The sequence below is a fragment of the Afipia sp. GW823-FHT06G09 genome, from assembly GCF_058794875.1.
Genome location: NZ_JBXAHF010000001.1, coordinates 75104 through 101277, shown reverse-complemented (window position 1 = coordinate 101277; position 26174 = coordinate 75104). Strand labels below are relative to the sequence as shown.

Sequence of the window (26174 nt, the reverse complement as noted above, 5' to 3'; positions counted from 1 at the left end):
TGAGTGAGCGATCGTATGGCTGAACCGTCTTATCGACGTGTCGTGATCAAGGTCTCCGGCGAATATCTCGCCGGTGACCAGTCCTTCGGTATTCACCAGCCCACCATCGACCGGATCGCCAGCGATATCATCAAGGCGCGGGAACTCGGCGTGGAGATCGCCGTCGTGGTTGGCGGCGGCAACATCTTTCGCGGCGTGGAAGTTTCATCGCGCGGCGTGTCGCGCACCACCGGCGACACAATGGGCATGCTCGCCACCGTGATGAACTGTCTGGCGCTCGAATCGGCGCTGGAGCGCAAGGGCCAGTCAGCCCGCACGCTGTGCGCGTTCGTGATGCCGCAGATCAGCGAACTCTTCACGCGCGCCGCGGCCCACCGGTATCTCGCCGAAGGCCGCATCGTGCTGCTCGCCGGCGGCACCGGCAATCCGTACTTCACGACCGACACCACGGCGGTATTGCGCGCAGCCGAAATCGGGGCGCAGGCGGTTCTCAAGGCCACCAACGTTGACGGGGTCTACAGCGCCGATCCGAAGAAGGACCCATCCGCCAAGCGATTTGAACGGCTGAGCCATTCGCAGGCGGTGGAAGGCGGTTATAAGGTGATGGACGCGACGGCCTTCGCGCTTGCCCGCGAAACGTCCTTGCCTATCATCGTGTTTTCGATCGCCGAGCCGGGCTCGATCGGCGCCATTCTCAGCGGCAAAGGCAAGGGCACGATTGTCTCCGGCTGACGCAGGGCCGGTGTCGTGAACTTAAAAGTTGTGCCTGAACAATAAGATACTGGATGCGGTGAGGTTATGAGCCGCGTCGGACTTGAAGGGAGTAGCATCGCATGGCGGCCGGGAATTTCGATATCAACGATCTGAAGCGGCGCATGGAAGGCGCCATTGCATCGCTCAAGCACGAACTGGGTGGATTGCGTACGGGCCGTGCAGCGATCTCGATGGTCGAGCCGGTGCAGGTCGAGGCCTATGGCAGCCACATGCCGCTCAATCAGGTGGCCACCGTGAGCGTGCCCGAGCCGCGCCTGCTGTCGGTGCAGGTCTGGGACAAGTCGATGGTGAAGGCGGTCGAGACCGCAATCGTCAATTCGAATCTCGGTCTTTCGCCCGCGACGGAAGGACAGGTGATCCGTTTGCGGATTCCTGAACTCAACGAAGAGCGCCGCAAGGAACTGGTGAAGGTCGCGCACAAGTATGCCGAAGCTGCGCGCGTCGCGGTTCGTCACGTGCGCCGCGACGGACTCGATGTCCTCAAAAAGCTCGAAAAGGATCATCTGATCTCGGAGGACGACGAGAAGCGTCATTCGAACGAGGTTCAGAAGGTGACTGATGCCGCCATCGCCGACGTCGATAAGGCGCTTGCGACCAAGGAAAAAGAAATTCTCACGGTTTAAGAGATCGCGAATGTCGAACGGCGCCATGCCAAAGCCAGGAGAATCGGATCGTGCCGATGCGCCGCGGCACGTCGCGATTATCATGGACGGCAATGGACGCTGGGCGGCGGCGCGGGGATTGCCGCGTGCCGAGGGACACCGCCGCGGTGTCGATGCGCTGCGCAAGGTGGTGCGCGCCTCCCACGAACTCGGGATTTCCTATCTCACGATCTTCTCGTTCAGCTCCGAGAACTGGTCGCGGCCGGCGAGCGAGATCGGCGATCTGTTCGGCCTGCTGCGCCGCTTCATCCGCAACGATCTTGCGACCCTGCATGCCGACGGCGTGCGGGTTCGCGTCATCGGCGAGCGGGAAGGGCTCGAGCCCGACATCTGTGCACTGCTCACCGAAGCGGAAGAACTCACGCGAAACAACACGCGTCTCACACTTGTCGTGGCCTTCAACTACGGATCGAGGCAGGAGATCGCCAACGCAGCGCAGCGGCTCGCGCGTGAAGTTGCCGAAGGCAAGCGCGATCCGGCAACGATCACGCCCGACGTGCTGGGTGCTCATCTCGATACGTCGGACATTCCGGACCCCGATCTGATCATCCGCACCAGCGGCGAGCAGCGTCTTTCGAACTTCCTGATGTGGCAGGCGGCTTACAGCGAACTGGTGTTCGTTCCGATTCACTGGCCGGACTTCGACAAGGCTGCGCTCGAAGGCGCGATTGCCGAATACGCGACCCGCGAACGCCGCTTCGGCGGGCTCGTCGCCAAAACCGGATCGTGAGCGGCGTGGCCCCGGAGACTCCAGCCACATCCAATACCGCGAAAGCGTCGAGCAATCTCTATATGCGCGTCGTCGCCGCGCTGGTCCTCGCGCCGCTGACCATCGCCGTCGCGTGGATCGGCGGTTGGCCGTGGACCTGCATTGTCATCGCGGCCGCGGCCTTGCTGTATTTCGAGTGGCTGATGATTGTCGGTGTCTCGGGCAATCGTCTTGTCGCTGCTGTGGGCATCGTTGCCTTGGCGATTGCCGGCATCTGCCTGATGCTGCGGCGGACCGATCTCGCGTTCGGGATCGCGGCTGCTGGAATTGTGCTGGCCGCGGCACTCGTGCGCGAGCGGCGCGGATGGGTTGCAGGCGGACTGGTCTATGCGACGGCGGCGCTGATTGCCTCGATTGTCGTCCGGCGCGACCCGGAGTTCGGATTTGTCGCGCTGATGTTCGTTCTCCTCATTGTATGGGTGACCGATATCGGCGGTTACTTCGCGGGACGGGGCATCGGCGGGCCGAAGCTCTGGCCGCGCGTCAGCCCGAAGAAGACATGGGCGGGCGCCATCGGCGGGCTGGTGTTGGGCCTGGTGGTCGCTGCCGGATTCGCGCTGCTGGGTTTCGGCAAGATGCTTCCGCTGCTTCTGCTCGGTGCCGTGCTGTCGATCGTTTCGCAGTTCGGCGACCTGTTCGAGTCCGCGGTCAAGCGTCGCTTCGACGTCAAGGATTCGAGCCACATCATTCCCGGTCACGGCGGATTGCTTGACCGGCTCGACGGTTTCGTTGCGGCGATCGTTTTCGCCGCCCTTATTGGCTATATGCGCGGCGGCCTTGATGGCGTCGGTCGCGGTTTCATGGTTTGGTGATGTGATGAACGCTGTTCCGTTGCGTAACAACAAGGCCGCGGCATCATCCGTGCGGACTGTCACCGTACTCGGCGCGACGGGCTCCATCGGCGACAGCACGATGGATTTGCTGCGCGCATCGCCCGAGCGCTATCAGGTCGAGGCGCTGACCGCCAACGGCAACGTCGAGGGGCTGGTGAAGCTCGCGAAGGAATTTGGCGCGCGGTTTGTCGCCGTGGCCGATCCCTCGAAGCTCAATGAATTGCGTGATGCTCTGGCCGGAACCTCCATCGCATTTGGGGCAGGCGAGAGCGCGATCATCGAAGCTGCGGAGCGACCGGCCGACTGGGTGATGGCTGCAGTGAGCGGCGCGGCGGGACTGAAGCCTGCGCTCGCGGCCGCCGATCGGGGTGCCACGATCGCACTCGCCAACAAGGAATGCCTTGTTTGCGCCGGCGACTTCTTCATGGATCGCGCAGCCAAAGCCGGCGCGTGCATTCTGCCGGCGGATTCGGAACACAACGCGCTGTTTCAGGCGCTTGCCTCCGGCAACCGCGAGGAGCTGGTTCGCGTCATTATCACCGCATCCGGCGGTCCGTTCCGGACCTGGAAGGCGGCGGACATCGCGCAGGCCACGCTGGCTCAGGCGCTGAAGCATCCGAACTGGAGCATGGGCCAGAAGATCACCATCGATTCCGCGTCGATGATGAACAAGGGGCTGGAAGTCATCGAGGCGTCATATCTGTTCGCGCTGTCGCCGGATGAGATCGATGTGCTGGTGCATCCGCAATCCATCGTTCACGGCATGGTCGAATTCTCGGACCGCTCTGTGATGGCGCAACTCGGAACTCCGGACATGCGCACGCCGATTGCGCATTGCCTTGGCTGGCCGGATCGCATTAGCGGGCGTGCTGCGACGCTGGATCTTGCCAAGATCGGCTCGCTGACGTTCGAGGCGCCGGATTACGACCGGTTCCCCGGATTGAAACTCGCCTATGACGCGCTGCGCATCGGCAACGGCGCGACCACCGTCTACAATGCGGCGAATGAGGTCGCGGTGGCGGCTTTCGTCGCGCAGAGAATCCGGTTTGGCGGTATCGCGCAGCTGGTCGAAGCCACGTTGAACAACTGGGTGAGGGCAGGGAATCTCGCGCCGCTGACGTCGGCGGATGATGCGATTTCCGTTGACCATGATGCGCGAAATAGTGCTGCCGCCCTCTTGCCTCAAATTGCCTTAAAGGCATCCTAGATCGTTGGGACCGGGCCGGGCAGCCCGCTGGTGAGGGATTGAGTTGTGGATTTTTTCCTGAATAGTTTCAATACGTTGAGTCATGGCCTGATCGGCTACATCATCCCCTTCCTGTTTGTCCTGACCATCGTTGTCTTCTTCCACGAGCTTGGCCATTTCCTTGTCGCCCGCTGGGCCGGGGTGAAGGTCTTAACGTTCTCGCTCGGCTTCGGGCCGGAACTCTTCGGCTTCAACGATCGCCACGGCACGCGCTGGAAGGTCTCGGCGATTCCGCTCGGCGGCTACGTCAAGTTTTTCGGGGACGATTCCGAGGCTAGTACGCCATCCTCCGAAACGCTCCAGACCATGAGCGCGGAAGAGCGCAAGGTCAGTTTCCACCACAAGAAGGTCGGGCCGCGCGCTGCCATTGTTGCCGCGGGTCCGATTGCGAACTTCCTGCTCGCAATTGTCATTTTCGCGGCCCTCTTCACGTTCTTCGGCAAGCCGAGCCAGACCGCGCGTGTCGATTCCATTCAGGAAAACAGCGCCGCAGCGGCAGCCGGCTTCAAGCCCGGCGACGTCGTGACGGCAATCAACGGCGACGCGATCGAGAGCTTCACCGACATGCAGCGGCTTGTGAGCACCAAGGCGGGTACGTCGCTGGTCTTCACCGTGAAACGCGGCGACGAAGTCGTGAAGCTGACCGGAACGCCCCAGCTCAAGGAAATCAAGGACACCTTCGGCAACGTCCATCGGGTCGGCATCCTCGGAATCACCCGCGCTTCGGGGCCGGGCGACACCGTCACCAAACCAGTGAATCCCGCGACCGCTGTTTGGCTGGGCGTCAAGGAGACCTGGTTCGTCGTTGACCGGACCGTTTCCTACATCGGCGGAATCTTCACCGGCCGGGAGAATGCCGATCAGGTCGGCGGGCCGATCCGGATCGCCCAGATATCGGGACAGGTTGCCACGATTGGCCTTGCGGCGCTGATTCACCTGGCTGCGGTTCTTTCGGTGTCGATCGGCCTTCTCAACCTGTTTCCGGTCCCGCTTCTCGATGGCGGTCACCTTTTGTTCTACGCGGTGGAAGCGGTGCGGGGAAAGCCGCTGTCGGAACGATCGCAGGAGCTGGGTTTCCGGGTCGGACTGGCCCTGGTGCTGATGCTGATGATCTTCGCGACCTACAACGACATCCTGCATTTGGCGGCGTCCTGATTGCGGCTTTTTTACAGGCGTGGCCGATCAGCAACGTCTTGTTGGGAAATTAGAATTGTCTTGCGAAAGGTCGTTTGCCCGTTAGGCAAAATTGGCTACAAGCAGTGCAATATTTGGGGAATCTCCCGGCCCGGCAACGGGTCGGCTTTGGAATGACAAGGGCGCCTGGCGCATGATGGTTGGATTGCGAGTGCTACGGGGCGGTTTGGCCGCTGCCCTGATCATGTTTGCTTTGCCGGTTGCCGCGGTGGCGACCGCTTCGCTCGTATCGTCGCAGGCTGTTGCCCAGACCGCGGCTTCCATTGGCGTGGAAGGCAACCGCCGGATCGAGGCCGATACCATCCGTTCCTATTTCAAGCCCGGTCCGAGCGGGCGCCTTGACAGCGCGCGCATCGACGACGGCCTGAAGGCCCTGATCGAGACCGGCCTGTTCCAGGATGTGAAGATCAACCAAGCCGGCGGCCGGCTGGTCGTTGTGGTCGTTGAAAACCCCGTCATTGGCCGGGTCGCCTTCGAAGGCAACAAGAAGGTCAAGGACGAGCAGCTCACGGCCGAAGTGCAGTCCAAAGCCCGCGGAACCCTGTCGCGGGCGATGGTTCAGTCCGACACTGCGCGTATCACCGAAATCTATCGCCGCAACGGCCGTTACGACGTCAAGGTCGAACCCAAGATCATCGAGCAGCCGAACAACCGCGTCGATCTCGTTTTCGAGATCACCGAAGGCGCGAAGACCGGCGTGAAGTCGATCGAATTCGTCGGCAATCAGGCCTATTCGGCCTATCGCCTGCGGGACGTGATCAAGACCCGCGAAACCAACTTCCTGAGCTTCCTGGGCTCCAACGACGTTTATGACCCGGACCGTATTGAGGCCGACCGCGATATCCTGCGCCGGTTCTACCTCAAGAACGGCTACGCCGACGTTCAGATCGTTGCCGCGCTGACCGAGTACGATCCGGAGCGCAAGGGCTTCCTCGTGACCTTCAAGATTGAGGAAGGCCAGCAGTACCGCGTCGGTTCTGTCGACTTCCAGTCCAGCATCGCCTCGCTCGACGGCAATTCGTTCCGCAGCCTTTCGCGCGTCAGCGTCGGTTCGGTCTACAACGCCGAAGCCGTGGAAAAGTCGGTCGAGGAGATGACGGTCGAAGCGTCACGGCGCGGCTATGCCTTCGCGTCGGTGAAGCCGCGTGGCGACCGCAACTTCGAGGCGCACACCGTGTCGATCGTGTTTGCGATCGAAGAGGGCCCGCGCGTCTACATCGAGCGAATCAACGTTCGCGGCAACACGCGAACACGCGACTACGTCATCCGCCGCGAGTTCGATATTTCGGAAGGCGACGCATACAACCGTGCGCTGGTCGATCGCGCCGAGCGCCGCCTCAAGAACCTCGACTACTTCAAGACGGTCAAGATCATCTCCGAGCCGGGCTCTTCGTCCGATCGCGTTGTTCTTAATGTCGATGTTGAAGAAAAGTCGACCGGCGACTTCTCGGTGTCCGGTGGTTATTCGACGGCGGACGGCTTCCTCGGCGAAGTCAGCGTCTCGGAGCGTAACCTGCTGGGCCGCGGCCTTTATGCGAAGGCATCCGTACAGTACGGCCAGCGCACGCAGGGCTACTCGCTGTCGTTCGTCGAGCCCTATCTGCTCGGCTACCGCGTCGCGCTGGGTCTCGACTTCTATCAGCGCAAGCAGCTCGCTTCGAATTACGTGTCGTATGACTCCAAGACGATCGGTTTCAGCCCGCGTCTCGGCTTCCAGCTCCGCGAAGATCTGAACCTGCAGCTGCGTTACTCGATCTCGCGGCAGGAAATCACGCTGCCGGACTATCTCAAGAACTGTAATAACTTTGACGGCACGCTCGGATACTTCCCAACCCCAGGCTACATCAATGCCGGTGGATCGACGGCGTCTATCCCGGGAGCGACCTATGGCGGTCCGTTCAGCGGAGTGCTTGGCGGAAACAACTGTTTGGTTGACGGCGAAGCCTCGGTTGCTGTGAAGCAGGGACTTGCCAAGGGCGCGGTTGTTACATCGGCGGTGGGTTACACGCTCGCTTACAACACGCTCGACAACAACAAGGATCCAACCAGCGGTCTTCTCGCGACCCTCAATCAGGATTTCGCGGGTGTTGGCGGCGACGTGGGCTACCTGAAGACGACCGGCGACGTGAAGCTCTACACGCCGATCGTATCCGACATCGTCGGCGTGCTGCGCCTGCAGGGCGGCGTGCTGACCGATACCGGCAAGGGCATCCGCATGCTGGATCACTTCCAGATGGGTCCGAACCTCGTCCGCGGCTTCGCGCCGGTGGGCATCGGTCCGCGCGACATCACCAACTTCTCTCAGACGGGGTATGGTGATGCGCTGGGTGGCACCAAGTACTGGGGCGCTTCGGCTGAATTGCAGATGCCGTTCTGGTTCCTGCCCAAGGAAATTGGCTTGAAGGGCGCTGTCTATGCCGACGCTGGTTCGGTGTTCGGCTACGAAGGTGTGACGTCGCTTATTGGTGGTTGTAATGGTGCTCCTATCGATAACGCTCGAAATCAGTGTCTCACCGTTGGAGCGGACAATGGGTTGATCCGCACCTCGGTCGGTGTGGGCCTGATCTGGCAGTCGCCATTCGGACCGCTGCGCTTCGACTACGCCATCCCGCTGACCAAGGATAAGTACGACCGGACGCAGGAATTCCGGTTCGGTGGCGGTACGTCATTCTGAGCTCATAAAGAGCTCGCACTTCGAAACAGCGGGTTCCAGCCATCCGGTTGGGACCCGCTCGACTATTTTGTTGCAGGCATTTTCCTTCTGCGGTCCGGAGTTGGTGTCGCGGGAAAATGCATTTTCCTGACCGCGGCGGATCGAATGACGCAGAGGACATTCTTTAAACGTCCTTCACCGGTGACGCTGGCACAGCTTGCCGCGCTGACCGGAGCCCAGCTTGCCGATGCATCGCAAGCCGAAAGGGTCATTGCGGGAGCGGCGTCGCTGGACCGGGCCGGGCCCGGTCACCTGACATTTTGCGAAAACAAGAAGTACGCCGCCCAGCTTGAGCAGACCCACGCTGGTGCCTGTCTGGTCAACGAGCGGCTGGAGGGCAGCGTTCCCCCGCATGTCGCCGTTCTGCGCGTTGCGGAGCCTTACAAGGCCTTTGTTACGGCCATGCGCGCCCTTTATCCCGATACGCTGCGGCCCGCCTCGTGGTTCGACAACAGCGGGGTCGCGGCCGCGGCCGTTGTGCATCCGTCGGCGTATCTCGAGGACGACGTCATCGTCGATCCGCTGGCCGTGATCGGGCCGGACGTGGAAATCGGGGCCGGAACCGTGATCGGGTCGGGTGCGGTGATCGGCGCGGGTGTCCGGATCGGCCGGGATTGCAATATCGGCGCGAACGCGTCGGTGCTGTGCGCCCTGATCGGCAACGACGTCATCGTCCATCCGGGCTGCCGGATCGGCCAGGACGGGTTTGGCTACCTGATGGGCGCGAAGGGGCATGTAAAGGTGCCGCAGGCGGGCCGGGTGATCATCCAGAACGGGGTCGAGATCGGCGCGGGCTGCGCCATCGACCGCGGGGCGCTCAATGACACCGTCATCGGCGAGGGCAGCAAGATCGACAACTTGGTCCAGATCGGCCACAACGTGGTCATCGGCCGCAACTGTGTGGTGGTCAGCCAGAGCGGGATCGCCGGCAGTTCGATGCTGGGTGACGGCGTGGTCCTTGCCGCGCGCATTGGCGTGAGCGATCACGCCACCATCGGCGACGGGGCACAGATCGCGGCACGCAGCAGCGTCGTCGGCGAGGTGCCGGCCGGCGCGCGCTGGGGTGGCTCTCCGGCCAAGCCGATCAAGCAGTTCTTCCGCGAACTGTTTGAGGTGGAGCGCCTCGGCCGGGAAGGCATTGCGAAATTGAAATCGAAGCCGTCCGGTTCGGGCGACGAGGAACAGAGATAATGGACGAGAAGGCGCCAATCACCATCGAGGCGGTGGACATCGGGCAGATCCTGAAGACGCTGCCGCATCGCTATCCCATGCTGCTGATCGATCGCGTGATCGATATCCGCAAGGACTTCAGCGGTATCGGCATCAAGAATGTCTCGGTCAACGAGCCCGTATTCCAGGGGCACTTTCCGAACCGGCCGATTTATCCGGGCGTGCTGATGATCGAAGGCATGGCGCAGACCGCGGGCGTCATCGGCATGCTGTCGACCGAAACCGATCGCCCGACGGCGGTCTATTTCCTCACGGTCGACAAGTGCAAGTTTCGCAAACCGACGGGGCCGGGGAATATCATCGAGTATCACATGCGGCTGGTCACGCGCCGGCGCGACATGTGGTGGTTTCACGGCGACGCCAAGGTCAACGGTGAAATCGTCGCTCAGGCCGATGTCGGTGCGATGCTGGCCGACTGACCCGTCTGTCATTGTGCGTAACAATTGATGACCGCGCCCGTGCCGCCTTTCACTCCTTATGCCGGACGGGCTTGCATTATAACGGCGTTTTATCGTCTGCACGCGTCCCTCGGCGGGTGAAGGATATGCAGGCAAGAGGAATTGATGAGCAAGATCGATCCAACTGCGCGAATTGAGGATGGAGCCGTCATCGGCGACGGCGTCACCATCGGTCCTTACTGTGTGATCGGGCCGAACGTGACGATCGGCGCGGACTGCACGTTGCAGGCTCATGTCAGTATCAGCGGCCACACCACGCTCGGCACAGGCTGCAAGGTGTTTCCATTCGCCTCGCTTGGCGGGGCTCCGCAGGATCTCGGCTATCGCGACGAACCGACCACGCTCGACATCGGCGAGGGCTGCATCATCCGCGAAAGCGTGACCATGAATGTTGGCACCGTCAAAGGCGGCGGCAAGACGCGCGTCGGCAAGCACGGTTTCTTCATGGCTTATTCCCATATCGGTCACGACTGCCTCGTCGGAGACAATGTGATCTTCGCCAACAGCGCGACGCTGGGCGGTCATTGCGAGATCGGCGACTTCGTCTATTTCGGCGGCCTCTCGGCGGCACATCAGTTCGTCCGGATCGGGCATCAGGCCATGATCGGCGGTGTCTCCGGTCTACGTCACGACGTCATTCCATATGGACTTGCGAGCGGCCAGTTCGCGCATCTCGAAGGCATGAATGTGGTCGGCATGCGCCGCCGCGGATTCAGTCACAAGCGATTGCAGGTGGTGCGTGACTTCTACCAGCAGCTGTTTCATGGCGGCGGTATCTTCGCCGAACGGCTTGAAGCGCTGCGGCCGATGGGAAGTGCCGATCCGGCGATCGCCGAGATACTGACCTTCATCGACAACGGCATCAAACGGCCGCTCTGCATGGCGCACAACAATCCCAACAAACCCTCAGAGCGCGCTCACCTCGAACAGCGATGATGACCCCTCCCGCATTGTCCTCGACAGTCGGCATCGTTGCGGGAAGCGGAGTGCTGCCGTTTTCGGTCGCAGAGCTGTTGCAGGCGCGGGGGATCGCGCCGTTTCTGTTCGCGATCCGCGGCTTCTGCGATCCGGTGCGGGTCGCGCAATATCCTCATCACTGGGTCGCACTCGGTCAGGTCGGGCGGCTGACGCGCCTGATGCGGTCCGAAGGTTGCCGCGAGATCGTATTCATCGGTGGTCTGGTCAGACCCGCGCTATCCGAGATTCGTCTGGACTGGGGCACGCTGCGCGCCATCCCGGCGATTGCTGCGGCATTGCGAGGCGGCGACGATCATCTGCTGACGGGTGTCAGCCGCATCTTCGAGCGCCATGGAATTCGCGTCGTCGGCATTCAGGACGTCGCGCCCGAACTGCTGATGCCGGAGGGCAGCCTCACACGCCGCACGCCCGATGCCGAGGCCGTCGCCGATATCGCCAAGGCGCGCGACCTGATGCGCGCGATCAGTCTTTTCGATGTCGGTCAGGGCGTGGTGGTGATCGATGGCCATGTGGTCGCCGTTGAAGACATCGAGGGGACGGACGGGCTTCTGGCGCGGGTGGCGCGGCTGCGTGCGGAGAAAAGAATTCGCGCCAAACCGGGGCGCGGCGTGCTGGTCAAAATGCCAAAGGCGCAACAGGATTTGCGCTTCGATCTTCCCACGCTTGGTCCGAAGACCATCGACGGCGTCATTGCCGCCGGGCTGGCAGGTATCGGTATCGTTGCCGGACGCACCCTCGTTGCCGAGGTGGATGTGATGACCGCGAAGGCGGATCAGGCGGGGCTCTTTGTCACGGGATTGCCGCTGTGAGCGCGAGCGGGAGCGATGCGCGCAAGTCTCCGACGATATTTCTGATCGCAGCCGAGGAGTCCGGCGACCGGCTCGGCTCGGGCCTGATCAAGGCCTTGCGCGCGCGGCTTGGACCGGCGGCGAAGATTGTCGGAGTTGGCGGCCGTCACATGGCCGAGCAGGGCGTGCCGTCGTTGTTTCCCACCGACGAGCTGTCGATCATCGGTCTTGCGGCGATTCCGAAACGCCTTCCCATGATCCTGCGCAGGATTCGCGAAACGACCGATGCCGTCCTGAAGGAGCGGCCCGACATTCTGGTCATCATCGACAGTCCGGATTTCACCCATCGCGTGGCGCGCCGCGTTCGTGCCCGCAATCCATCGATCCCGATTGTCGACTACGTATCGCCCACGGTGTGGGTGTGGCGGCCAGGACGCGCGCACAAAATGCGCGCGTATGTCGACCGGCTTCTGGCCGTCCTGCCGTTCGAGCCGGAGATCCATCGCAAGCTGGGCGGCCCGCCGTGCACCTATGTCGGTCATCCGCTGCTGGATGAACTCGATACGTTGCGGCCCAACGATGATGAACGGAAGCATCGCCTGGCGCAGCCGCCGTCGTTGCTGGTGTTGCCTGGCAGCCGGCGCAGCGAGATCAAACGCAACATGGCGATTTTCGGCGATACGTTGCGCTTGTTGCGGGCGCAGGGTGTTGCGTTCGAGCCCGTGCTGCCGACGATCCCCGGTTTGCTGGACAGGGTTCGCGCCGCTGCAGCGGATTGGCCGGTGCAGCCAAGGATCGTTGTCAGCGATGACGACAAGAAAGCCGCGTTCCGGAGCGCACGCGCCGCTTTGGCGAAGTCCGGCACCGTGACGCTTGAACTGGCGCTCGCTGGCGTGCCGATGGTGACCGCCTATCGGGTGACCGAGGTCGAGGCCTTCATCGCCCGGCGCGTCATCAAAACCTCCTCGATCATTCTGGCGAACATCATTCTCGGAGAGAATGTGATTCCGGAATTTCTGCAGCAGGATTTCACCGCAGAGAAACTTGCACCGGCGTTGCGGGACATTCTGGCGGATACGCCCGCACGGCAGCGGCAGGTGGATGCGTTCGCCCGTCTGGAAGCGATCATGTCCACGGGCGGTAAGCCGCCCAGCGAACTGGCGGCGGACGGGGTTATCGCGATGCTGCGCTGACGTCCTGCTGTTCAACGAAAAGGCCGGTGCATTGCACCGGCCTTTTGTCTGTAATGGCGTTTGCGCTTACTTGCGCTTGTCGATCCCGACGTAGTCGCGGGACGTTGCGCCAGAGTAGAGCTGGCGCGGACGGCCGATCTTCTGCTGCGGGTCCTGAATCATCTCGCTCCACTGGCTGATCCAGCCGACGGTGCGGGCGACAGCGAATAGCACGGTGAACATCGAGGTCGGGAAGCCCATCGCCTTCAGGGTGATGCCCGAATAGAAATCGACGTTCGGATAGAGCTTGCGCTGAATGAAGTATTCGTCGCTCAGCGCGATCTTCTCGAGTTCCATGGCGACATGGAGCAGCGGGTCGTTCTGGTGGCCGGTTTCCGCCAGCACCTTGTGACACATCTTCTGCATGATCTTCGCGCGTGGATCGTAGTTCTTGTAGACGCGGTGACCGAAGCCCATCAGGCGGACGCTGGAGTTCTTGTCTTTCACCTTGGCGATGAATTCCGGAATCTTGTCCACGGTGCCGATCTCGGCCAGCATTTGCAGCGCGGCTTCGTTGGCGCCGCCGTGAGCGGGGCCCCACAGGCAGGCGATGCCGGCGGCGATACAGGCGAACGGGTTGGCGCCGGACGAGCCGGCGATGCGCACCGTCGAGGTCGATGCGTTCTGTTCATGGTCGGCGTGGAGAATGAAGATCTTGTCCAGCGCCTCGGCCATCACCGGGTTCACCTTGTACTCTTCACAAGGCACGCTGAAGCACATCTGCAGGAAGTTCGACGCGTAATCGAGCGAGTTCTTCGGATACACGAAGGGCTGGCCGACGTTGTACTTGTAGGCCATCGCCGCGAGCGTCGGAATCTTCGCGATCATACGCATCGAGGCAATCATGCGCTGCGTCGGATCGGAGATGTCGGTGGAGTCATTGTAGAACGCGGCGAGGGCGCCGACCGAGGCGACCATCACGGCCATCGGGTGCGCGTCGCGGCGGAAGCCCTGGAAGAAGCGGGCCATCTGCTCGTGAACCATCGTGTGACGGGTCACGCGGTTGTCGAAATCTTCCTTCTGCGCCTTGGTCGGCAGTTCGCCGTACAGCAGCAGATAGCAGGTTTCGAGGAAGTCGCCCTTCTCGGCGAGCTGTTCGATCGGATAGCCGCGATAGAGCAGGATACCTTCGTCGCCATCGATGTAGGTGATCTTGGATTCACAGCTGCCGGTCGACGTAAAGCCAGGATCGTAGGTGAACATCCCGGTCTGGGCGTAGAGCTTGCTGATGTCGATAACATCAGGTCCGACCGTGCCGGACAGAACCGGGAAATCGACGGTCTTCCCTTCGACCGTCAGCGTGGCTTTTTTGGTGTTGGTCTTTGCATCCATCGTGAAGTCCCCGGTAAGTGTGGCTCAGGGCGAGTGACGCTTACGGCCATATAGGGGCGTAAGCGCTTTATTCCAGAAGTGTGGCCCGAATGGGTAGCTTATTGCTGTGTGCGCTGCAAGATAGGTGGGCTGCACCTAAAGTTTGGGCAGCCCTGCGTTAGCTATGAAGGGCTTTCAGCCTGATCCTGCAGGCGGTCCAGACAGGTTTGCCGCCCCAGCACCGCCAGAACGTCGAAAATGCCCGGGGAGGTGGTCCGCCCGGTCAGGGCGACACGTAACGGCTGCGCGATCGCCCCGAGCTTGAGGCTGTTTTGCTCGGCGAACTGACGCATGGCCGCCTCGGCGGCCTCGGCGGTCCACGGATTGACCGCCTCCAGCGCCGAACGGAGTTCCCCGATCAGCTTGCGCGTCTCGGATGTGAGCACCGCTGCCGCCTTGGGCTCCATCTGGAGCGGACGGTCGGCAAAGATAAAATTGGAACTGTCGACCAGTTCGAGGAGCGTCTTGGCGCGCTCTTTCAGGCCGGGCATGGCGGCCAGCAATTGGGCGCGGGTCGTGTCGTTCAGCTTGGCCCGGATGGCAGCGCCGTCAGGAATGAACTGGAGCACGTCTTCGAAGCTGGCCAGCAGCGCCTTGTCGTCGGCGTTGCGGATGTAATGACCGTTGAGATTTTCGAGCTTGGCGAAATCGAACCGCGCGGCAGAACGCCCGATCGCGGGCAGGTCGAATTCCCGGATCATCTCTTCGGTCGAGAAGATTTCCTGGTCGCCATGGCTCCAGCCGAGCCGCACCAGATAGTTCCGAAGCGCCTCGGGCAGATACCCCTTGGCCCGGTAGGCATCGACGCCAAGCGCGCCATGACGCTTGGAGAGTTTCGAGCCGTCGGGACCGTGGATCAGCGGAATGTGAGCCATCACCGGAACGGTCCAGCCGAGCGCGTCGTAGATGTGCTTCTGCCGGGCGGCGTTGATCAGATGATCGTCGCCGCGAATAACGTGGGTCACGCCCATGTCGTGATCGTCCACCACCACGGCGAGCATGTAGGTCGGGTTGCCGTCGGAGCGCAGCAGCACGAGGTCGTCGAGATTTTCGTTCTGCCAGACCACGCGGCCCTGGACCTGATCCTCGATCACGGTTTCGCCGGTCTGCGGTGCACGAAGCCGGATGACGGGCTTGGCGCCGGCCGGTGCTTCCGACGGATCGCGGTCGCGCCAGCGGCCGTCGTAACGGATCGCGCGGCCCTCGGCCTTGGCGGCCTCGCGCATCTGCGTCAGTTCCTCGGCGGTCGCGTAGCACCGGTAGGCCTTGCCGTCGGCCAGCAATTGTTCGGCGACCTCACGATGCCGTGCGGCGCGGGTGAACTGATAAACCGTCTCGTCGTCCCATTCGATGCCGAGCCATTTCAATCCATCGAGAATGGCCTCGATGGCCGCATCGGTGGAACGCTCGCGATCGGTATCCTCGATCCGCAGCAGCATCTTGCCGCCACGCTTGCGCGCATAGAGCCAGTTGAACAGCGCGGTGCGCGCGCCGCCGATGTGGAGGAAGCCGGTCGGGGACGGCGCGAAGCGGGTAACGACAGTTTCGGTCATTTCAGGCGGTTCGATCTCGGGAAGGGTTATCGGCGGGGCGTTTATCATAACAAAGGCACACTGTCTCAGCACGAATTAACGGGGACTTGAGACACTTCCCGGTGCCCGAATGCGGGCCTCGCCACGTAAAAGCCCGGTCTGCCCGGCACCGGGCAGCCCTTGGCGTGGCCTCCCGGATTTGGCACATAGAGCCCAACTTGAAAGGGTACCAATGTCTGACGAATCGCCGACCGCGGGCCGTGATTTTATCCGCGATATAGTTGCCGAGGATCTTGCCTCGGGGCGCGAAAAAGGCGTGGTGACGCGCTTTCCTCCCGAACCCAATGGATATCTGCATCTTGGCCACGCAAAGTCGATCTGCCTGAACTTCGGGATCGCCGAGGAGTTCGGCGGGCGCTGTCATCTGCGCTTCGACGACACCAATCCGACCAAGGAAGAACAGGAATACATCGACGCGATCGAGCGCGACGTGCGCTGGCTCGGCTTCGACTGGGGTGAGCATCTTCATTTTGCGTCGGATTATTTCGAGCAGCTTTACGCCTGGGCGCAGCATCTGATCCGCACCGGCAAGGCCTATGTCGACGATCAGACGCAGGAAGAGATCCGCCTGACCCGCGGAACCCTGACCGAGCCCGGACAGAACAGCCCGTTCCGCGACCGGTCGGTTGAGGAAAACCTCGACCTGTTCACCCGCATGCGCGCGGGCGAGTTTCCGAACGGCGCGCGCGTGCTGCGCGCCAAAATCGACATGACGTCGGGCAACATCAATCTGCGCGATCCGGTGCTTTATCGTATCCTGCACGCGCATCATCCGCGCACGGGCGACGCGTGGAAGATTTATCCGAGCTACGATTTTGCGCACGGCCAGTCGGATGCGATCGAGCACATCACGCATTCGATCTGCACGCTCGAATTCGAAGATCACCGTCCACTTTATGACTGGTGCCTTGAAAACCTGCCGGTTCCGTCGCGGCCGCATCAGTACGAGTTTGCCCGGCTGAACGTGACTTACACGCTGCTGTCCAAGCGTGTGCTCACCGAGCTGGTGCGCGGCGGCCATGTGTCCGGCTGGGACGATCCGCGCATGCCGACGCTTGCGGGCTTGCAGCGGCGCGGCATTCCGGCGGAAGCGCTGCGCGAGTTCGTCAAGCGCATCGGCGTCGCCAAGGCGAACAGCACTGTCGACCTCGGCATGTTCGATTTCGTGGTGCGTGAAGTGCTGAACAAGACCGCGCCGCGCCGCATGGCCGTGCTCAATCCACTCAAGGTGGTGATCGAGAATTATTCGGAAGGGCAGAGCGAAACGCTTGAAGCCGTCAATCATCCCGACGATCCGGCGCAGGGCTCGCGCCAGATTCCGTTCGGCCGCGAGCTTTACATCGAGCGCGACGACTTCATGGAAGACCCGCCGAAGAAGTTCTTCCGCATGGCGCCGGGCCGCGAGGTGCGGCTGCGCTATGGCTATTTCATTACCTGCCGCGATGTCATCAAGAATGCCGCGGGCGAAGTCGTTGAGCTGCGCTGCACATACGATCCGGCGACCAAGGGCGGCAACGCCCCTGACGGACGCAAGGTGAAGGCCACGATCCACTGGGTGAGCGCGGCGGACGCCGTGCCGGCGGAGGTGCGGCTTTACAATCTGCTGTTCACGACACCGCAGCCGGAGGCCGCGAACTTCGCCGCGCAGATCAATCCGCAGTCGCTCGAAACCGTCACCGGAATGCTGGAGCCCGCTCTGGCGAGCGACAACTTCGGGGGCGCCATTCAGTTCGAGCGGCAGGGTTACTTCGTTCGTGACAAGGATTCCGCGCCCGGCAAGCCGGTGTTCAACCGCACCGTCGGCCTGCGCGACAGCTACGCCAAGGCTGCGGGCTGATCGAAGCTCGCATTCCGCATCCGTTCCGCTGTTCATCACCGGATCGCTTCCGCTACCATTGTGGGAGCGATAACGAAGCGGCACGGAAGATTGCGGATGGATCGTCTCGAAGCAATGAAGGTGTTTGTCACGGCGCTGGATGAGGGAAGCCTCGCCGGTGCAGGACGACGGCTCGGGCGGTCACCGGCAGCGGTCAGCCGGGCCATTGCCTTTCTTGAGCAGCATGTCGGTGCTGAACTGCTTCATCGCACCACCCGCACGATCAAGCTGAGCGAAGCCGGCGAGCGTTATGCCGCGGCGTGCCGGCGCGTTCTCGTCGAGCTTGAAGAGGCGGATCTGTCCGCGGCGGGAGAGCGTGCCGCTCCGCGAGGCGTGCTGACGATCACGGCGCCGCCGATCAGCGGCGAAGAAATCCTGCGCCCAATCATCACCGCCTATCTCGACGCGTTCCCGGGTGTCTCGGTGAATCTGCTGCTGCTCGACCGCCATGCCAACCTTGTGGAAGAAGGTATCGACATCGCGCTTCGTGTTGCCGAACTTCCGGACTCTGCAATGGTCGCGGTACGGGTCGGGGGAGACGTCAAGCGGGTGGTCGCCGCGTCGCCGCGTTATCTCGCCGCCCATCCTCGCATCGTCGAGCCCGCGGATCTGACCAAACACAGCATTGTCACCACAACACACATGGGGCAGGACACCTGGGTATTTCCGCCAGCTCCGGGGAGTTCGATCGCGCGATCTGTCCACTTCAAACCCCGGTTTCTCGTGAACAGCGTACGGGCAGCGCTTGGCGCTGCGGTGGATGGCCATGGTGTGACGCGTCTGTACACCTATCACGTTGCCGAGCGCGTTCAGGACGGATCGTTGAAGCTCCTGCTGCGCGATGCCGAACCCGCAGTCCTGCCGGTCAATCTCGTGATGCCGCAGGGGCGGCTGACGGTGCCAAAGGTGCGCACATTCGTTGATTTTGCAGCGCCCCGCCTGAAAGCCGAATTTGCCCGGCTGTCTGCCGAAGCCGGAACGATGGATTCCTGAGCTCTCGCTATTCTTTCGGCCGGCGGAAGGATGTCTGCCGAACGTCGGCAATTCTGCCGCCTCATGGAACGCCATAGAACGATGAGCAACGGCCTGCGGGCCAGCCAGCAGCAATATCGCTGTTGGGACATCATCGAGGCACACCATGAGCAACGCACAGAAGGTCGCAATTATCACCGGCGCATCGCAGGGTATCGGCGCCAGCCTGGTCAAGGCCTACCGGGATCGCAACTATCGGGTCGTCGCGACATCCCGCTCAATCAAGCAGGGCAGCGATCCCGACGTTGTGGCCGTCGCCGGCGATATCGGCGATCGCGCCACAGCCGAGCGCGTCGTCAAGGAAGCCATCACGCGCTTTGGACGGGTCGACACGCTGGTCAACAATGCCGGCATCTTCATCTCCAAGCCGTTCACCGAATACACGGCCGAGGACTTCAATTCGAAGATCGCGACCAATCTCGCCGGCTTCTTCCACATCACGCAGCAAGCCGCGGCAGAAATGCTGAAGCAGGGCTCCGGTCATATCGTCAGCATCACCACGAGCCTGACCGACAACGCGACCGCCATCGTGCCGACGGTGCTCGCCAACCTCACCAAGGGCGGCATCAATTCGGCGACCAAGGCGCTTGCCGTTGAATACGCAACCAAGGGCATTCGTGTGAACGCCGTGTCGCCCGGCATCATCAAGTCTCCGATGCACGCTCCGGAGACCCACGAGTTTCTTGCCGGCCTTCATCCGGTGAAGCGCATGGGCGAGATGCGCGATATCGTTGACGGGGTTCTGTACCTCGAATCCGCTGGCTTCGTGACCGGCGAAATCCTGCACGTCGACGGTGGCCAGAGCGCCGGTCACTAACGGAGGCTGTCATGCCGATTGTCACGATCCAGGTTACGCGCGAGGGATCCGGCCCCGGCCGGACCTCCGTCACGGCGGAAGAAAAGGCGCGTCTGATTGCCGGCGCGAGCCAGCTTCTGCTCGACGTCCTCCACAAGCCGCTTGAATCCACCTTCGTCGTTATCGAGGAGGTCGACACGGACAACTGGGGATGGGGCGGCCTGCCCGCGCTCGAATACCGAAAGCAGCGCGCCGCCAGCGGCAAATAACCGGGACGGAGGCCGCCATCACTTGGCGGCCTCTGTTTTTCGGCGGTTAAAATCGAACAGCGCATTCTGCATCCGTTCCGCTATCCAGCCTGGTCGCTTCCGCTAGCATTGTCTCGGCGATGCCGGAGCAACGCGATGGCGGGCGGGGGCGGCGAAGACCGAGAGAGATCCAAAGGCCGGGCGGGGCGCGCCATCGGCCGAGCTATTTCTTGGCCGCCCCGCAGTGCTGAGCCTGCCGCCGCCGGCTTCACGGAAAGCGCATCGTCATTCCTCATCGGAAAAGCCCGAAGCTGGATCACGGCGGAAGCCGGACCGGGCCGGTTGCTGCCCTGGGTGCCGGTCGCGTTCGGCGCGGGCATTGCGATCTATTTTGCGGCGGACCGCGAGCCCGTGGCACTGGTCGCCGCCGCGACGGCATTCGCGTTCTGTGTTGCGGCCTTCGTTGCGCGGCGCGGCCGCGTCTTTCCCCTTGTGGTGATTCTGGCCGCGTTATCAGCAGGATTTGCCGCAGCTACTCTGAAGACCGCGCGCGTCGCTCACGGTGTTCTCGCGCGTCCGATGTTCTCGGTGGCGCTGAAGGGGTTCGTTGAGACCCGTGACGAGCGCGAGCGCACGGACCGCTTCGTGCTGCGCGTCGAAGAGATGGACTCGCCGCGCGGCGGGATCAAGCTCGAACGCGTGCGGCTGTCGGTCAAAAAGGGGACAGCGCCGGCCGTCGGCAGCTTTGTCGAACTGAAGGCGCGATTGCTGCCGCCGCTCTCGCCGCTGCGTCCGGGAAGCTACGACTTCGGACGCGACATGTACTTCCAGGGCATCGGTGCGTCTGGCTTCGCGATGGGGGCGATCAAGACGGTTGATGCCCCACGCAGCGGCGGCGCATATCTGCGCTACGCTGCTACGATGCAGGGCATGCGCGACGCCATCGATGCGCGCATTCGCGGTGTGCTCAGTGGCGACAACCGCGCCATCGCGACGGCGCTGCTGACCGGGCGGCGTGACGCGATTTCCGCGCCGGTCAACGACGCGATGTTTGTTTCGGGACTCGGCCATGTGCTGTCGATCTCGGGCTATCACATGGCGGTGGTGGCGGGCGTGGTGTTTTTCGCGGTGCGCGCGCTGCTTGCGCTGTTTCCAGCACTCACTGTGACGTTCCCGATCAAGAAATGGTCGGCAGTTGCCGCGCTGATTGCCGCAGCATTTTATCTGCTGCTATCGGGCGCGGAGGTCGCCACCCAACGCTCGTTCTTCATGACGGCGGTGGTGCTGATCGCGGTGATGGTGGATCGCCGCGCGATTACGTTCCGTACGCTGGCGGTTGCGGCGATGATCGTGCTCTTGATCGCGCCGGAAGCACTCGTGCATCCGAGTTTCCAGATGTCGTTCGCGGCGACGCTGGGACTCGTGGCGTTGATCCAGATCGGCATGCCGAACCTGTTCGCATCGCCCGACAATTCGCAGGTTGCGCGTGCGGCGCTCTGGGGAGGGCGCGAGATCACGATGCTGGCGCTGGCGTCGCTGGTGGCCGGGTTCGCGACCATGCCGTACGCGGCGTTTCATTTTCATCGCGTGACGCCTTACGGCGTGTTGGCCAATCTCGCGGCGATGCCGGTGGTCTCGATACTGGTGATGCCCGCAGGGCTGCTCGGGTTGCTGGCGATGCCGTTCGGCTTCGACGGCGTGTTCTGGCGGCTAATGGATGTCGGCATCGGATGGATGGTGGCGGTGTCGCAATGGGTGGCAGCGCTGCCTGGCGCCATCGGCCAGATCGCGTCATTCGGTGCCGGCCCGCTGGCCGTGATGAGTGCGGGGATCATTGTACTCGGTCTGCTGCGGACGCCGCTGCGTTGGGCGGGTGCAGGGCTCATCGCATTCGCAACGGTCTGGGCACTGACGGCGCCGCAGCCGGATATTCTTGTGGCGGGAGACGGCCACACCGTTGCGGTGCGAGGGAAGGACGGCAGACTGCGCCTGATGCGCACCGGAAAGGACGTCTTCCTGTCGCGCGAGTGGCTCGCGGCCGACGCCGACATGCGCAAGGCTACCGATGTATCGCTCAGCGATGGCGTCTCGTGCGACACGTCCGGATGTGTGGTGCAGACAGCGGACGGCTCGACAGTTGCGCTGACACTGAAACCGGAAGCATTCGGGGACGACTGCGTGCGGGCCGCTGTGATCGTGACACTGCGTCAGCCGCCCGCCGACTGTGCGGCCATGGTGCTGGATCAGGAAATGCTGCGCAGGCGCGGCACACTCGCTCTGCGCAAAACCGCTGACGGCTACGCGATCAGCGCCAACCGCCGCGGGGTGGGCCGTCCATGGGCGCCCGCGACCCGCGATGATGGAGCAGATACACCCGCCGTACCGGCAAATCGCCCGGTGCAGCCTGTCGATGCTACGCCGGCGGAGAGCGATCTCCAGCCGGACGATTGATCTCGAGTCGAACTCAGTACTTGCGGACCAGGCCGATCAGCTTGCCCTGAATCCGCACGCGGTTGGGCGGCAGGATTCGGACTTCGTACGCTGCGTTGGCAGGCTCCAGGGCGATGGACGCACCGCGCCGCCGGAAGCGCTTCAGGGTGGCTTCTTCCTCGTCGATCAGCGCCACCACGATGTCGCCGGTGTCGGCGGTCTCGTTGCGCTGGATCAGCACGGTGTCGCCATCGAGAATACCAGCCTCCATCATGGAGTCGCCGCGCACTTCGAGGGCGTAGTGTTCGCCGGACCCGAGCATGTCGGGCGGCACGCTGATGGTGTGGCTGCGGGTCTGCAGCGCCTCGATTGGTGTACCGGCCGCGATCCGGCCCATGACCGGTACGGCGACAGGGAAGCTTGCATCTTCGTCGGGGCCGAGCGACGGCGCCGAGCGAACCTTGCCCAGGTTGCCCTCGATGACGCTGGGCGTGAAGCCGCGGCGTGCGCCGCCGGGGCTGGCACTCGTTTCGGGAAGCTTGATGACCTCTATGGCGCGGGCTCGGTTGGCGAGCCGCCGGATAAAGCCGCGCTCCTCGAGAGCAGTGATGAGCCGGTGGATACCGGACTTCGACCGCAGGTCCAGCGCATCCTTCATCTCATCGAAGGAGGGCGGAACACCAGCTTCCTTGAGCCGCTCGTTGATGAAGCGCAGAAGCTCATACTGTTTGCGTGTCAGCATCTGAATTGGTCCCCGATCCCAAGGATCTCAAGAATTCCCGTGTCTGATCCGAAGCTGCGCCTCTCTGGATCCCCACTGCGAAACAATGAAAAGGGACACTCAGGAGTTGCGAGTCACTCGAAACAAATCATGAACGAACACTATCTGTTCCATATGTGTTCCGCAACCCCTTAATTTCACGTCAACGCGCCGACAGCTTCTGCCGAAGCGCGCGCGTAGCGGCCCGGGGACTGCCCCACATGCCGGCTGAAGGCAGTGCTGAAGGTGCTTGCCGAGCCGTAGCCGACCCGCTCGGCGACTTCGCCAAGCCCGATGTCCTGACGGCGGAGCAGATCCTTGGCGACGGCCATGCGCCAGGCGAGCAGATACTCCATCGGCGGCAGACCCACGGTCCGCGTGAAGCGCTCGAAGAATGCCGAGCGCGACAGCGCGGCTTTCCCGGCCAGTTGCGCCATCGTCCACGGCCGCGCGAGATGACCGTGCATCTGCTGCATCGCCGGAGCGAGCCGCGGATCGGCCAGTCCGCGAAGCAGTCCGGGCGGCGCGCCATCAGCCGGCGCCAATCGAAGTGCTTCAATCAGGAGCACCTCCACGAGGCGCGTGAGCACGAGATCGCGGCCGGGTCTCTGCGCGCGCGATTCCTCTCCGACGAGTTGCACCAGCACGGAGAGCCGCTCGACCCCGCGCACGTGGATCAATCCCGGCAGCAGCGATACGAGCAGGGATGCGTTGGGGGAGTCGAAAACGAAATAGCCGCCAAGTAAACGTACATCCGGCCGCCCGCCGCGGGTGCCGTGGCGGACTTCGCCCACCGGGGAAAGCATCACCTTCGGGTCGATGCGTTCGGGCCGCACCGGCTCGAAACCGGACATGGTGAATCCAGGTGTCGCGGGCAGAAGCACGAAGTCGCCGGCTTCCAGCGTCAGGGCCGGGTGACCGTCGACCGCGAGGCGGCAGCTTCCCTCAAGTACGGCGCAGAAGCTGGGCTGGCCGAAGTCCGAATAGCGCACGCCCCAGCGTCCGGCACCGCTGATGCGTTTGGAGAACACCGTGCGCGGCTGAAGCAGGGCGATGACTTCGGAGAGGGGATCGGTCACATCCGGACGCTCGCAAAGGAAATATGGACTTTCCATTGTAGATCGTCCGGACAGCGTCCGCCATAGCAACCGTACCAAAATCATCGGGAAAGTGATCATGAAGACTATTCTTATTACGGGATGCTCGTCCGGCTATGGCCTCGAAACCGCCCGGCACTTTGATGCACAGGGCTGGAAGGTGATCGCCACCATGCGGACGCCGCGCGAAGACATATTGCCTCGCAACGATACGCTCCGCGTGTTGCCGCTCGACGTGACCAGACCGGAAAGCATTGCGGCTGTCATCGCAGCGAGCGGTCCCATCGACGTGCTGGTCAACAATGCCGGCATCGGACTTTTCGGCGCGTTCGAGGCGACGCCGATGACAACGGTGCGCGAGGTGTTCGAGACCAACACGTTCGGCATGATGGCGATGACGCAGGCGGTGCTGCCGCAGTTCCGCGCGCGAAAGTCGGGCGTGGTGGTGAACGTGACCTCGAGCGCCACGCTGGCGCCGATGCCGCTGGTCGCGGCGTACACCGCGAGCAAGACCGCCATCGAGGGATTTACCGGCTCGCTGGCGCATGAACTCGCCGCGTTCAGGGTGGGCGTAAAACTGGTCGAACCCGGTTATGGGCCGACCACGCGCTTCAGCAGCAATTCGGGAAACCGGATGGAGGGGTTGATCCCGCAAGCCTACGCGCCCTTTGCGCAGCAGGTCTTTGCCGCGTTCACGCAGCCGGCCGCGGTCACGACAGAATCCGATGTGGCGGAAGCGGTCTGGCGTGCCGCCAACGATGCGACCGGGCAACTGCGCTTTCCGGCGGGTGCCGACGCCGTGGCGCTGGCTCAGGCGAGATAGACAGCACAGCCGCCGGTTTGCGATGGATCGTGGATCGGCGCAGGTGGCTTTTTCTACGCGGGAAGCCGCAGGATCGTGCAGGGCGAGCCGGCGGCGGCTGCCGGAGCGAACGGCGGCCGGACGATCAGCGCATTCGCCTCGACCAGTTTTGCCACCAGCGAACTGTCCTGCGCGCCCACCGAGGTCGCGACGGGCACCCCGTCGCGGCCGGGCGCGACACGCGCGCGCAGATAGTCCTGCCGCTTGTCGTTCTCGGGCAGTTCGTGTCCCAGCACCGCATGTTCAAGCGGATGATCGACGCGCGTTCGCCCGGAGAGCGAACGGATCAGCGGCACCAGAAACAGGAAAGCGCAGACGTAGGACGACACCGGGTTGCCGGGTAGACCGAGCACGCGCATCGCTCCGAGCCGTCCGTTCATCATCGGCTTGCCGGGCCGCAGCGCGATTTTCCAGAAGGCCATGTCGAAGCCTTCGGCTGTCAGCGCGGCCTGAACCAGGTCGTGATCGCCGACCGAGGCGCCGCCGGTGGTGATGAGAATGTCCGCGCCGAGATCGCGCGCACGCTTGATTCCGTTCGAGGTTGAATCGAGCGTGTCGCGTGCGATGCCGAGATCAATCGGTTCGGCACCTTCGTTGCGCACGAGCGCGCTCAGCGCAAAGAAATTGCTGTAGACGATCTGTCCCGGGGCGGGTGTTGTGCCCGGCGCGACCAGCTCATCGCCGGTGGCAAGGATCGCGACCTTGGGACGGCGATGGACCGGCAAACGCGGATGGTTCATCCCCGCCGCCAGCGCGAGGGCGCGGTCGTTGAGCAGAGAACCGCGCGGCAACAGCACGTCGCCTTCGCGAAAATCGATGCCGGCGGGACGGATGTTCTTTCCCGCCGCGATGGCTTCGTTGACGATGACAAACTCGCCGTCGCGCGTGGTGTCTTCCTGAATGACCACGGCATCCACGCCACCGGGAATGACGCCACCGGTGAAGATCCGCGCCGCCTGTCCCGCACCGATCGTCTGATTGAAGGGCCGGCCTGCGGCGACTTCGCCGATTACCTTCAGCCGCGCGCCGGTCACTGCGTCGATGGCGCGTACCGCGTATCCATCCATTGCCGACATGGCGGCGGGGGGCTGGGTGCGAAGCGCCGCGACGTCGCGGGAGAGTGTGCGATGAAACGCTTCGCCGAGCGCAACCGTTTCTTCGGGAAGGGCGCTGGCGTCCTTGAGAACGGCGGCATAGGCCTCGGCGACCGGCATCAGCGCCATGGTGCAATCC

General features: G+C 63.0%; 23 protein-coding genes. 18 read left to right on the top strand and 5 right to left on the bottom strand.

Annotated features, from left to right (window positions below):
- Nucleotides 1-15 precede the first annotated feature (15 nt).
- The 12 genes from pyrH (at nucleotide 16) to lpxB (ending at nucleotide 12838) form a co-directional block, all read left to right on the top strand.
- Complete coding sequence (pyrH, locus tag AC1Q67_RS00490; protein WP_024575316.1) at nucleotides 16-732, top strand: UMP kinase; 717 nt, start codon at nucleotides 16-18, stop codon at nucleotides 730-732.
- 101 nt (nucleotides 733-833) lie between these two features.
- The gene (frr, locus tag AC1Q67_RS00485; RefSeq protein WP_024575317.1) at nucleotides 834-1397 is read left to right on the top strand and encodes a ribosome recycling factor; all 564 of its coding nucleotides are present in this window, start codon (nucleotides 834-836) and stop codon (nucleotides 1395-1397) included.
- A gap of 10 nt (nucleotides 1398-1407) precedes the next feature.
- Nucleotides 1408-2166 carry an isoprenyl transferase gene (locus tag AC1Q67_RS00480; protein ID WP_492235594.1) on the top strand — a complete coding sequence of 253 codons (759 nt, stop codon included), beginning with the start codon at nucleotides 1408-1410 and terminating at the stop codon, nucleotides 2164-2166.
- A complete protein-coding gene (locus AC1Q67_RS00475; protein ID WP_492235595.1) occupies nucleotides 2163-3017 on the top strand; it encodes a phosphatidate cytidylyltransferase in 855 nt (284 codons plus the stop codon). The genes AC1Q67_RS00480 and AC1Q67_RS00475 overlap by 4 nt, the downstream gene beginning before the upstream one ends.
- A gap of 4 nt (nucleotides 3018-3021) precedes the next feature.
- Nucleotides 3022-4245, top strand: a complete 1224-nt coding sequence (dxr, locus tag AC1Q67_RS00470; RefSeq protein ID WP_492235596.1) for a 1-deoxy-D-xylulose-5-phosphate reductoisomerase — start codon at nucleotides 3022-3024, stop codon at nucleotides 4243-4245.
- Nucleotides 4246-4290: 45 nt separating this feature from the next.
- Nucleotides 4291-5439 carry an RIP metalloprotease RseP gene (gene rseP, locus AC1Q67_RS00465; protein ID WP_024575321.1) on the top strand — a complete coding sequence of 383 codons (1149 nt, stop codon included), beginning with the start codon at nucleotides 4291-4293 and terminating at the stop codon, nucleotides 5437-5439.
- A 172-nt stretch (nucleotides 5440-5611) separates the two neighbouring features.
- Nucleotides 5612-8152 carry an outer membrane protein assembly factor BamA gene (gene bamA, locus AC1Q67_RS00460; RefSeq protein ID WP_492235597.1) on the top strand — a complete coding sequence of 847 codons (2541 nt, stop codon included), beginning with the start codon at nucleotides 5612-5614 and terminating at the stop codon, nucleotides 8150-8152.
- A 144-nt stretch (nucleotides 8153-8296) separates the two neighbouring features.
- A complete protein-coding gene (lpxD, locus tag AC1Q67_RS00455) occupies nucleotides 8297-9382 on the top strand; it encodes a UDP-3-O-(3-hydroxymyristoyl)glucosamine N-acyltransferase (protein WP_492235598.1) in 1086 nt (361 codons plus the stop codon).
- Nucleotides 9382-9840, top strand: a complete 459-nt coding sequence (fabZ, locus tag AC1Q67_RS00450) for a 3-hydroxyacyl-ACP dehydratase FabZ (protein ID WP_492235599.1) — start codon at nucleotides 9382-9384, stop codon at nucleotides 9838-9840. The genes lpxD and fabZ overlap by 1 nt, the downstream gene beginning before the upstream one ends.
- 144 nt (nucleotides 9841-9984) lie before the next feature.
- Nucleotides 9985-10815: an acyl-ACP--UDP-N-acetylglucosamine O-acyltransferase gene (lpxA, locus tag AC1Q67_RS00445; RefSeq protein WP_492235600.1), complete on the top strand. Its 831-nt coding sequence runs from the start codon at nucleotides 9985-9987 to the stop codon at nucleotides 10813-10815.
- Nucleotides 10812-11666, top strand: coding sequence for an LpxI family protein (locus AC1Q67_RS00440; RefSeq protein WP_492235601.1), 855 nt, complete (start codon nucleotides 10812-10814; stop codon nucleotides 11664-11666). Before lpxA ends, AC1Q67_RS00440 begins: the two co-directional genes overlap by 4 nt.
- Nucleotides 11663-12838: a lipid-A-disaccharide synthase gene (gene lpxB, locus AC1Q67_RS00435; protein ID WP_492235602.1), complete on the top strand. Its 1176-nt coding sequence runs from the start codon at nucleotides 11663-11665 to the stop codon at nucleotides 12836-12838. The genes AC1Q67_RS00440 and lpxB overlap by 4 nt, the downstream gene beginning before the upstream one ends.
- Nucleotides 12839-12904: 66 nt before the next feature.
- On the opposite strand, the gene gltA is transcribed toward lpxB, so the two are convergent.
- Nucleotides 12905-14209, bottom strand: coding sequence for a citrate synthase (gene gltA, locus AC1Q67_RS00430; RefSeq protein ID WP_024575328.1), 1305 nt, complete (start codon nucleotides 14207-14209; stop codon nucleotides 12905-12907).
- A 161-nt stretch (nucleotides 14210-14370) separates the two neighbouring features.
- On the bottom strand, nucleotides 14371-15801 hold the full coding sequence (gene gltX, locus AC1Q67_RS00425; RefSeq protein ID WP_492235603.1) for a glutamate--tRNA ligase: 1431 nt from the start codon (nucleotides 15799-15801) through the stop codon (nucleotides 14371-14373).
- Nucleotides 15802-16012: 211 nt separating this feature from the next.
- Between gltX and AC1Q67_RS00420 the strand changes: the two genes are divergently transcribed.
- The 5 genes from AC1Q67_RS00420 (at nucleotide 16013) to AC1Q67_RS00400 (ending at nucleotide 22243) form a co-directional block, all read left to right on the top strand.
- Entirely contained in the window at nucleotides 16013-17677 is a 1665-nt protein-coding gene (locus AC1Q67_RS00420) for a glutamine--tRNA ligase/YqeY domain fusion protein (protein ID WP_492235604.1), read from the top strand.
- A 96-nt stretch (nucleotides 17678-17773) separates the two neighbouring features.
- Nucleotides 17774-18709, top strand: coding sequence for a LysR family transcriptional regulator (locus AC1Q67_RS00415; protein ID WP_492235605.1), 936 nt, complete (start codon nucleotides 17774-17776; stop codon nucleotides 18707-18709).
- A gap of 145 nt (nucleotides 18710-18854) precedes the next feature.
- The gene (locus AC1Q67_RS00410) at nucleotides 18855-19565 is read left to right on the top strand and encodes an SDR family NAD(P)-dependent oxidoreductase (RefSeq protein ID WP_492235606.1); all 711 of its coding nucleotides are present in this window, start codon (nucleotides 18855-18857) and stop codon (nucleotides 19563-19565) included.
- Nucleotides 19566-19576: 11 nt separating this feature from the next.
- Nucleotides 19577-19813 (top strand): tautomerase family protein, encoded by a 237-nt coding sequence (locus AC1Q67_RS00405; protein WP_006020721.1) that lies wholly within the window; start codon nucleotides 19577-19579, stop codon nucleotides 19811-19813.
- Between the two features lie 135 nt (nucleotides 19814-19948).
- Nucleotides 19949-22243, top strand: a complete 2295-nt coding sequence (locus tag AC1Q67_RS00400; protein WP_492235607.1) for a ComEC/Rec2 family competence protein — start codon at nucleotides 19949-19951, stop codon at nucleotides 22241-22243.
- A gap of 13 nt (nucleotides 22244-22256) precedes the next feature.
- On the opposite strand, the gene lexA is transcribed toward AC1Q67_RS00400, so the two are convergent.
- Together lexA and AC1Q67_RS00390 are read right to left on the bottom strand one after the other, a co-directional pair.
- Entirely contained in the window at nucleotides 22257-22964 is a 708-nt protein-coding gene (gene lexA / locus AC1Q67_RS00395) for a transcriptional repressor LexA (RefSeq protein WP_006020719.1), read from the bottom strand.
- 176 nt (nucleotides 22965-23140) lie between these two features.
- A complete protein-coding gene (locus AC1Q67_RS00390) occupies nucleotides 23141-24061 on the bottom strand; it encodes an AraC family transcriptional regulator (RefSeq protein WP_492235725.1) in 921 nt (306 codons plus the stop codon).
- 97 nt (nucleotides 24062-24158) lie between these two features.
- On the opposite strand from AC1Q67_RS00390, the gene AC1Q67_RS00385 reads away from it, so the two are divergent.
- On the top strand, nucleotides 24159-24902 hold the full coding sequence (locus AC1Q67_RS00385) for an SDR family oxidoreductase (protein WP_492235608.1): 744 nt from the start codon (nucleotides 24159-24161) through the stop codon (nucleotides 24900-24902).
- Between the two features lie 53 nt (nucleotides 24903-24955).
- Here the strand turns inward: AC1Q67_RS00385 and AC1Q67_RS00380 are convergent, their stop codons facing one another.
- Entirely contained in the window at nucleotides 24956-26164 is a 1209-nt protein-coding gene (locus tag AC1Q67_RS00380) for a molybdopterin molybdotransferase MoeA (protein ID WP_492235609.1), read from the bottom strand.
- Between the last annotated feature and the right edge of the window lie 10 nt (nucleotides 26165-26174).

Excerpts from the sequence above, each read along its gene's own strand:
- AC1Q67_RS00410 (WP_492235606.1), top strand. The coding sequence starts at position 18,855 with ATGAGCAACGCACAGAAGGTCGCAATTATCACCGGCGCATCGCAGGGT.
- frr (WP_024575317.1), top strand. The coding sequence starts at position 834 with ATGGCGGCCGGGAATTTCGATATCAACGATCTGAAGCGGCGCATGGAA.
- AC1Q67_RS00400 (WP_492235607.1), top strand. The coding sequence starts at position 19,949 with ATGGCGGGCGGGGGCGGCGAAGACCGAGAGAGATCCAAAGGCCGGGCG.
- fabZ (WP_492235599.1), top strand. The coding sequence starts at position 9,382 with ATGGACGAGAAGGCGCCAATCACCATCGAGGCGGTGGACATCGGGCAG.
- AC1Q67_RS00405 (WP_006020721.1), top strand. The coding sequence starts at position 19,577 with ATGCCGATTGTCACGATCCAGGTTACGCGCGAGGGATCCGGCCCCGGC.
- pyrH (WP_024575316.1), top strand. The coding sequence starts at position 16 with ATGGCTGAACCGTCTTATCGACGTGTCGTGATCAAGGTCTCCGGCGAA.
- dxr (WP_492235596.1), top strand. The coding sequence starts at position 3,022 with ATGAACGCTGTTCCGTTGCGTAACAACAAGGCCGCGGCATCATCCGTG.
- AC1Q67_RS00440 (WP_492235601.1), top strand. The coding sequence starts at position 10,812 with ATGATGACCCCTCCCGCATTGTCCTCGACAGTCGGCATCGTTGCGGGA.
- AC1Q67_RS00380 (WP_492235609.1), bottom strand. The coding sequence starts at position 26,164 with ATGGCGCTGATGCCGGTCGCCGAGGCCTATGCCGCCGTTCTCAAGGAC.
- AC1Q67_RS00385 (WP_492235608.1), top strand. The coding sequence starts at position 24,159 with ATGAAGACTATTCTTATTACGGGATGCTCGTCCGGCTATGGCCTCGAA.
- gltX (WP_492235603.1), bottom strand. The coding sequence starts at position 15,801 with ATGACCGAAACTGTCGTTACCCGCTTCGCGCCGTCCCCGACCGGCTTC.
- lexA (WP_006020719.1), bottom strand. The coding sequence starts at position 22,964 with ATGCTGACACGCAAACAGTATGAGCTTCTGCGCTTCATCAACGAGCGG.
- AC1Q67_RS00415 (WP_492235605.1), top strand. The coding sequence starts at position 17,774 with ATGGATCGTCTCGAAGCAATGAAGGTGTTTGTCACGGCGCTGGATGAG.
- lpxD (WP_492235598.1), top strand. The coding sequence starts at position 8,297 with ATGACGCAGAGGACATTCTTTAAACGTCCTTCACCGGTGACGCTGGCA.
- bamA (WP_492235597.1), top strand. The coding sequence starts at position 5,612 with ATGATGGTTGGATTGCGAGTGCTACGGGGCGGTTTGGCCGCTGCCCTG.
- lpxA (WP_492235600.1), top strand. The coding sequence starts at position 9,985 with ATGAGCAAGATCGATCCAACTGCGCGAATTGAGGATGGAGCCGTCATC.
- gltA (WP_024575328.1), bottom strand. The coding sequence starts at position 14,209 with ATGGATGCAAAGACCAACACCAAAAAAGCCACGCTGACGGTCGAAGGG.
- AC1Q67_RS00420 (WP_492235604.1), top strand. The coding sequence starts at position 16,013 with ATGTCTGACGAATCGCCGACCGCGGGCCGTGATTTTATCCGCGATATA.
- AC1Q67_RS00480 (WP_492235594.1), top strand. The coding sequence starts at position 1,408 with ATGTCGAACGGCGCCATGCCAAAGCCAGGAGAATCGGATCGTGCCGAT.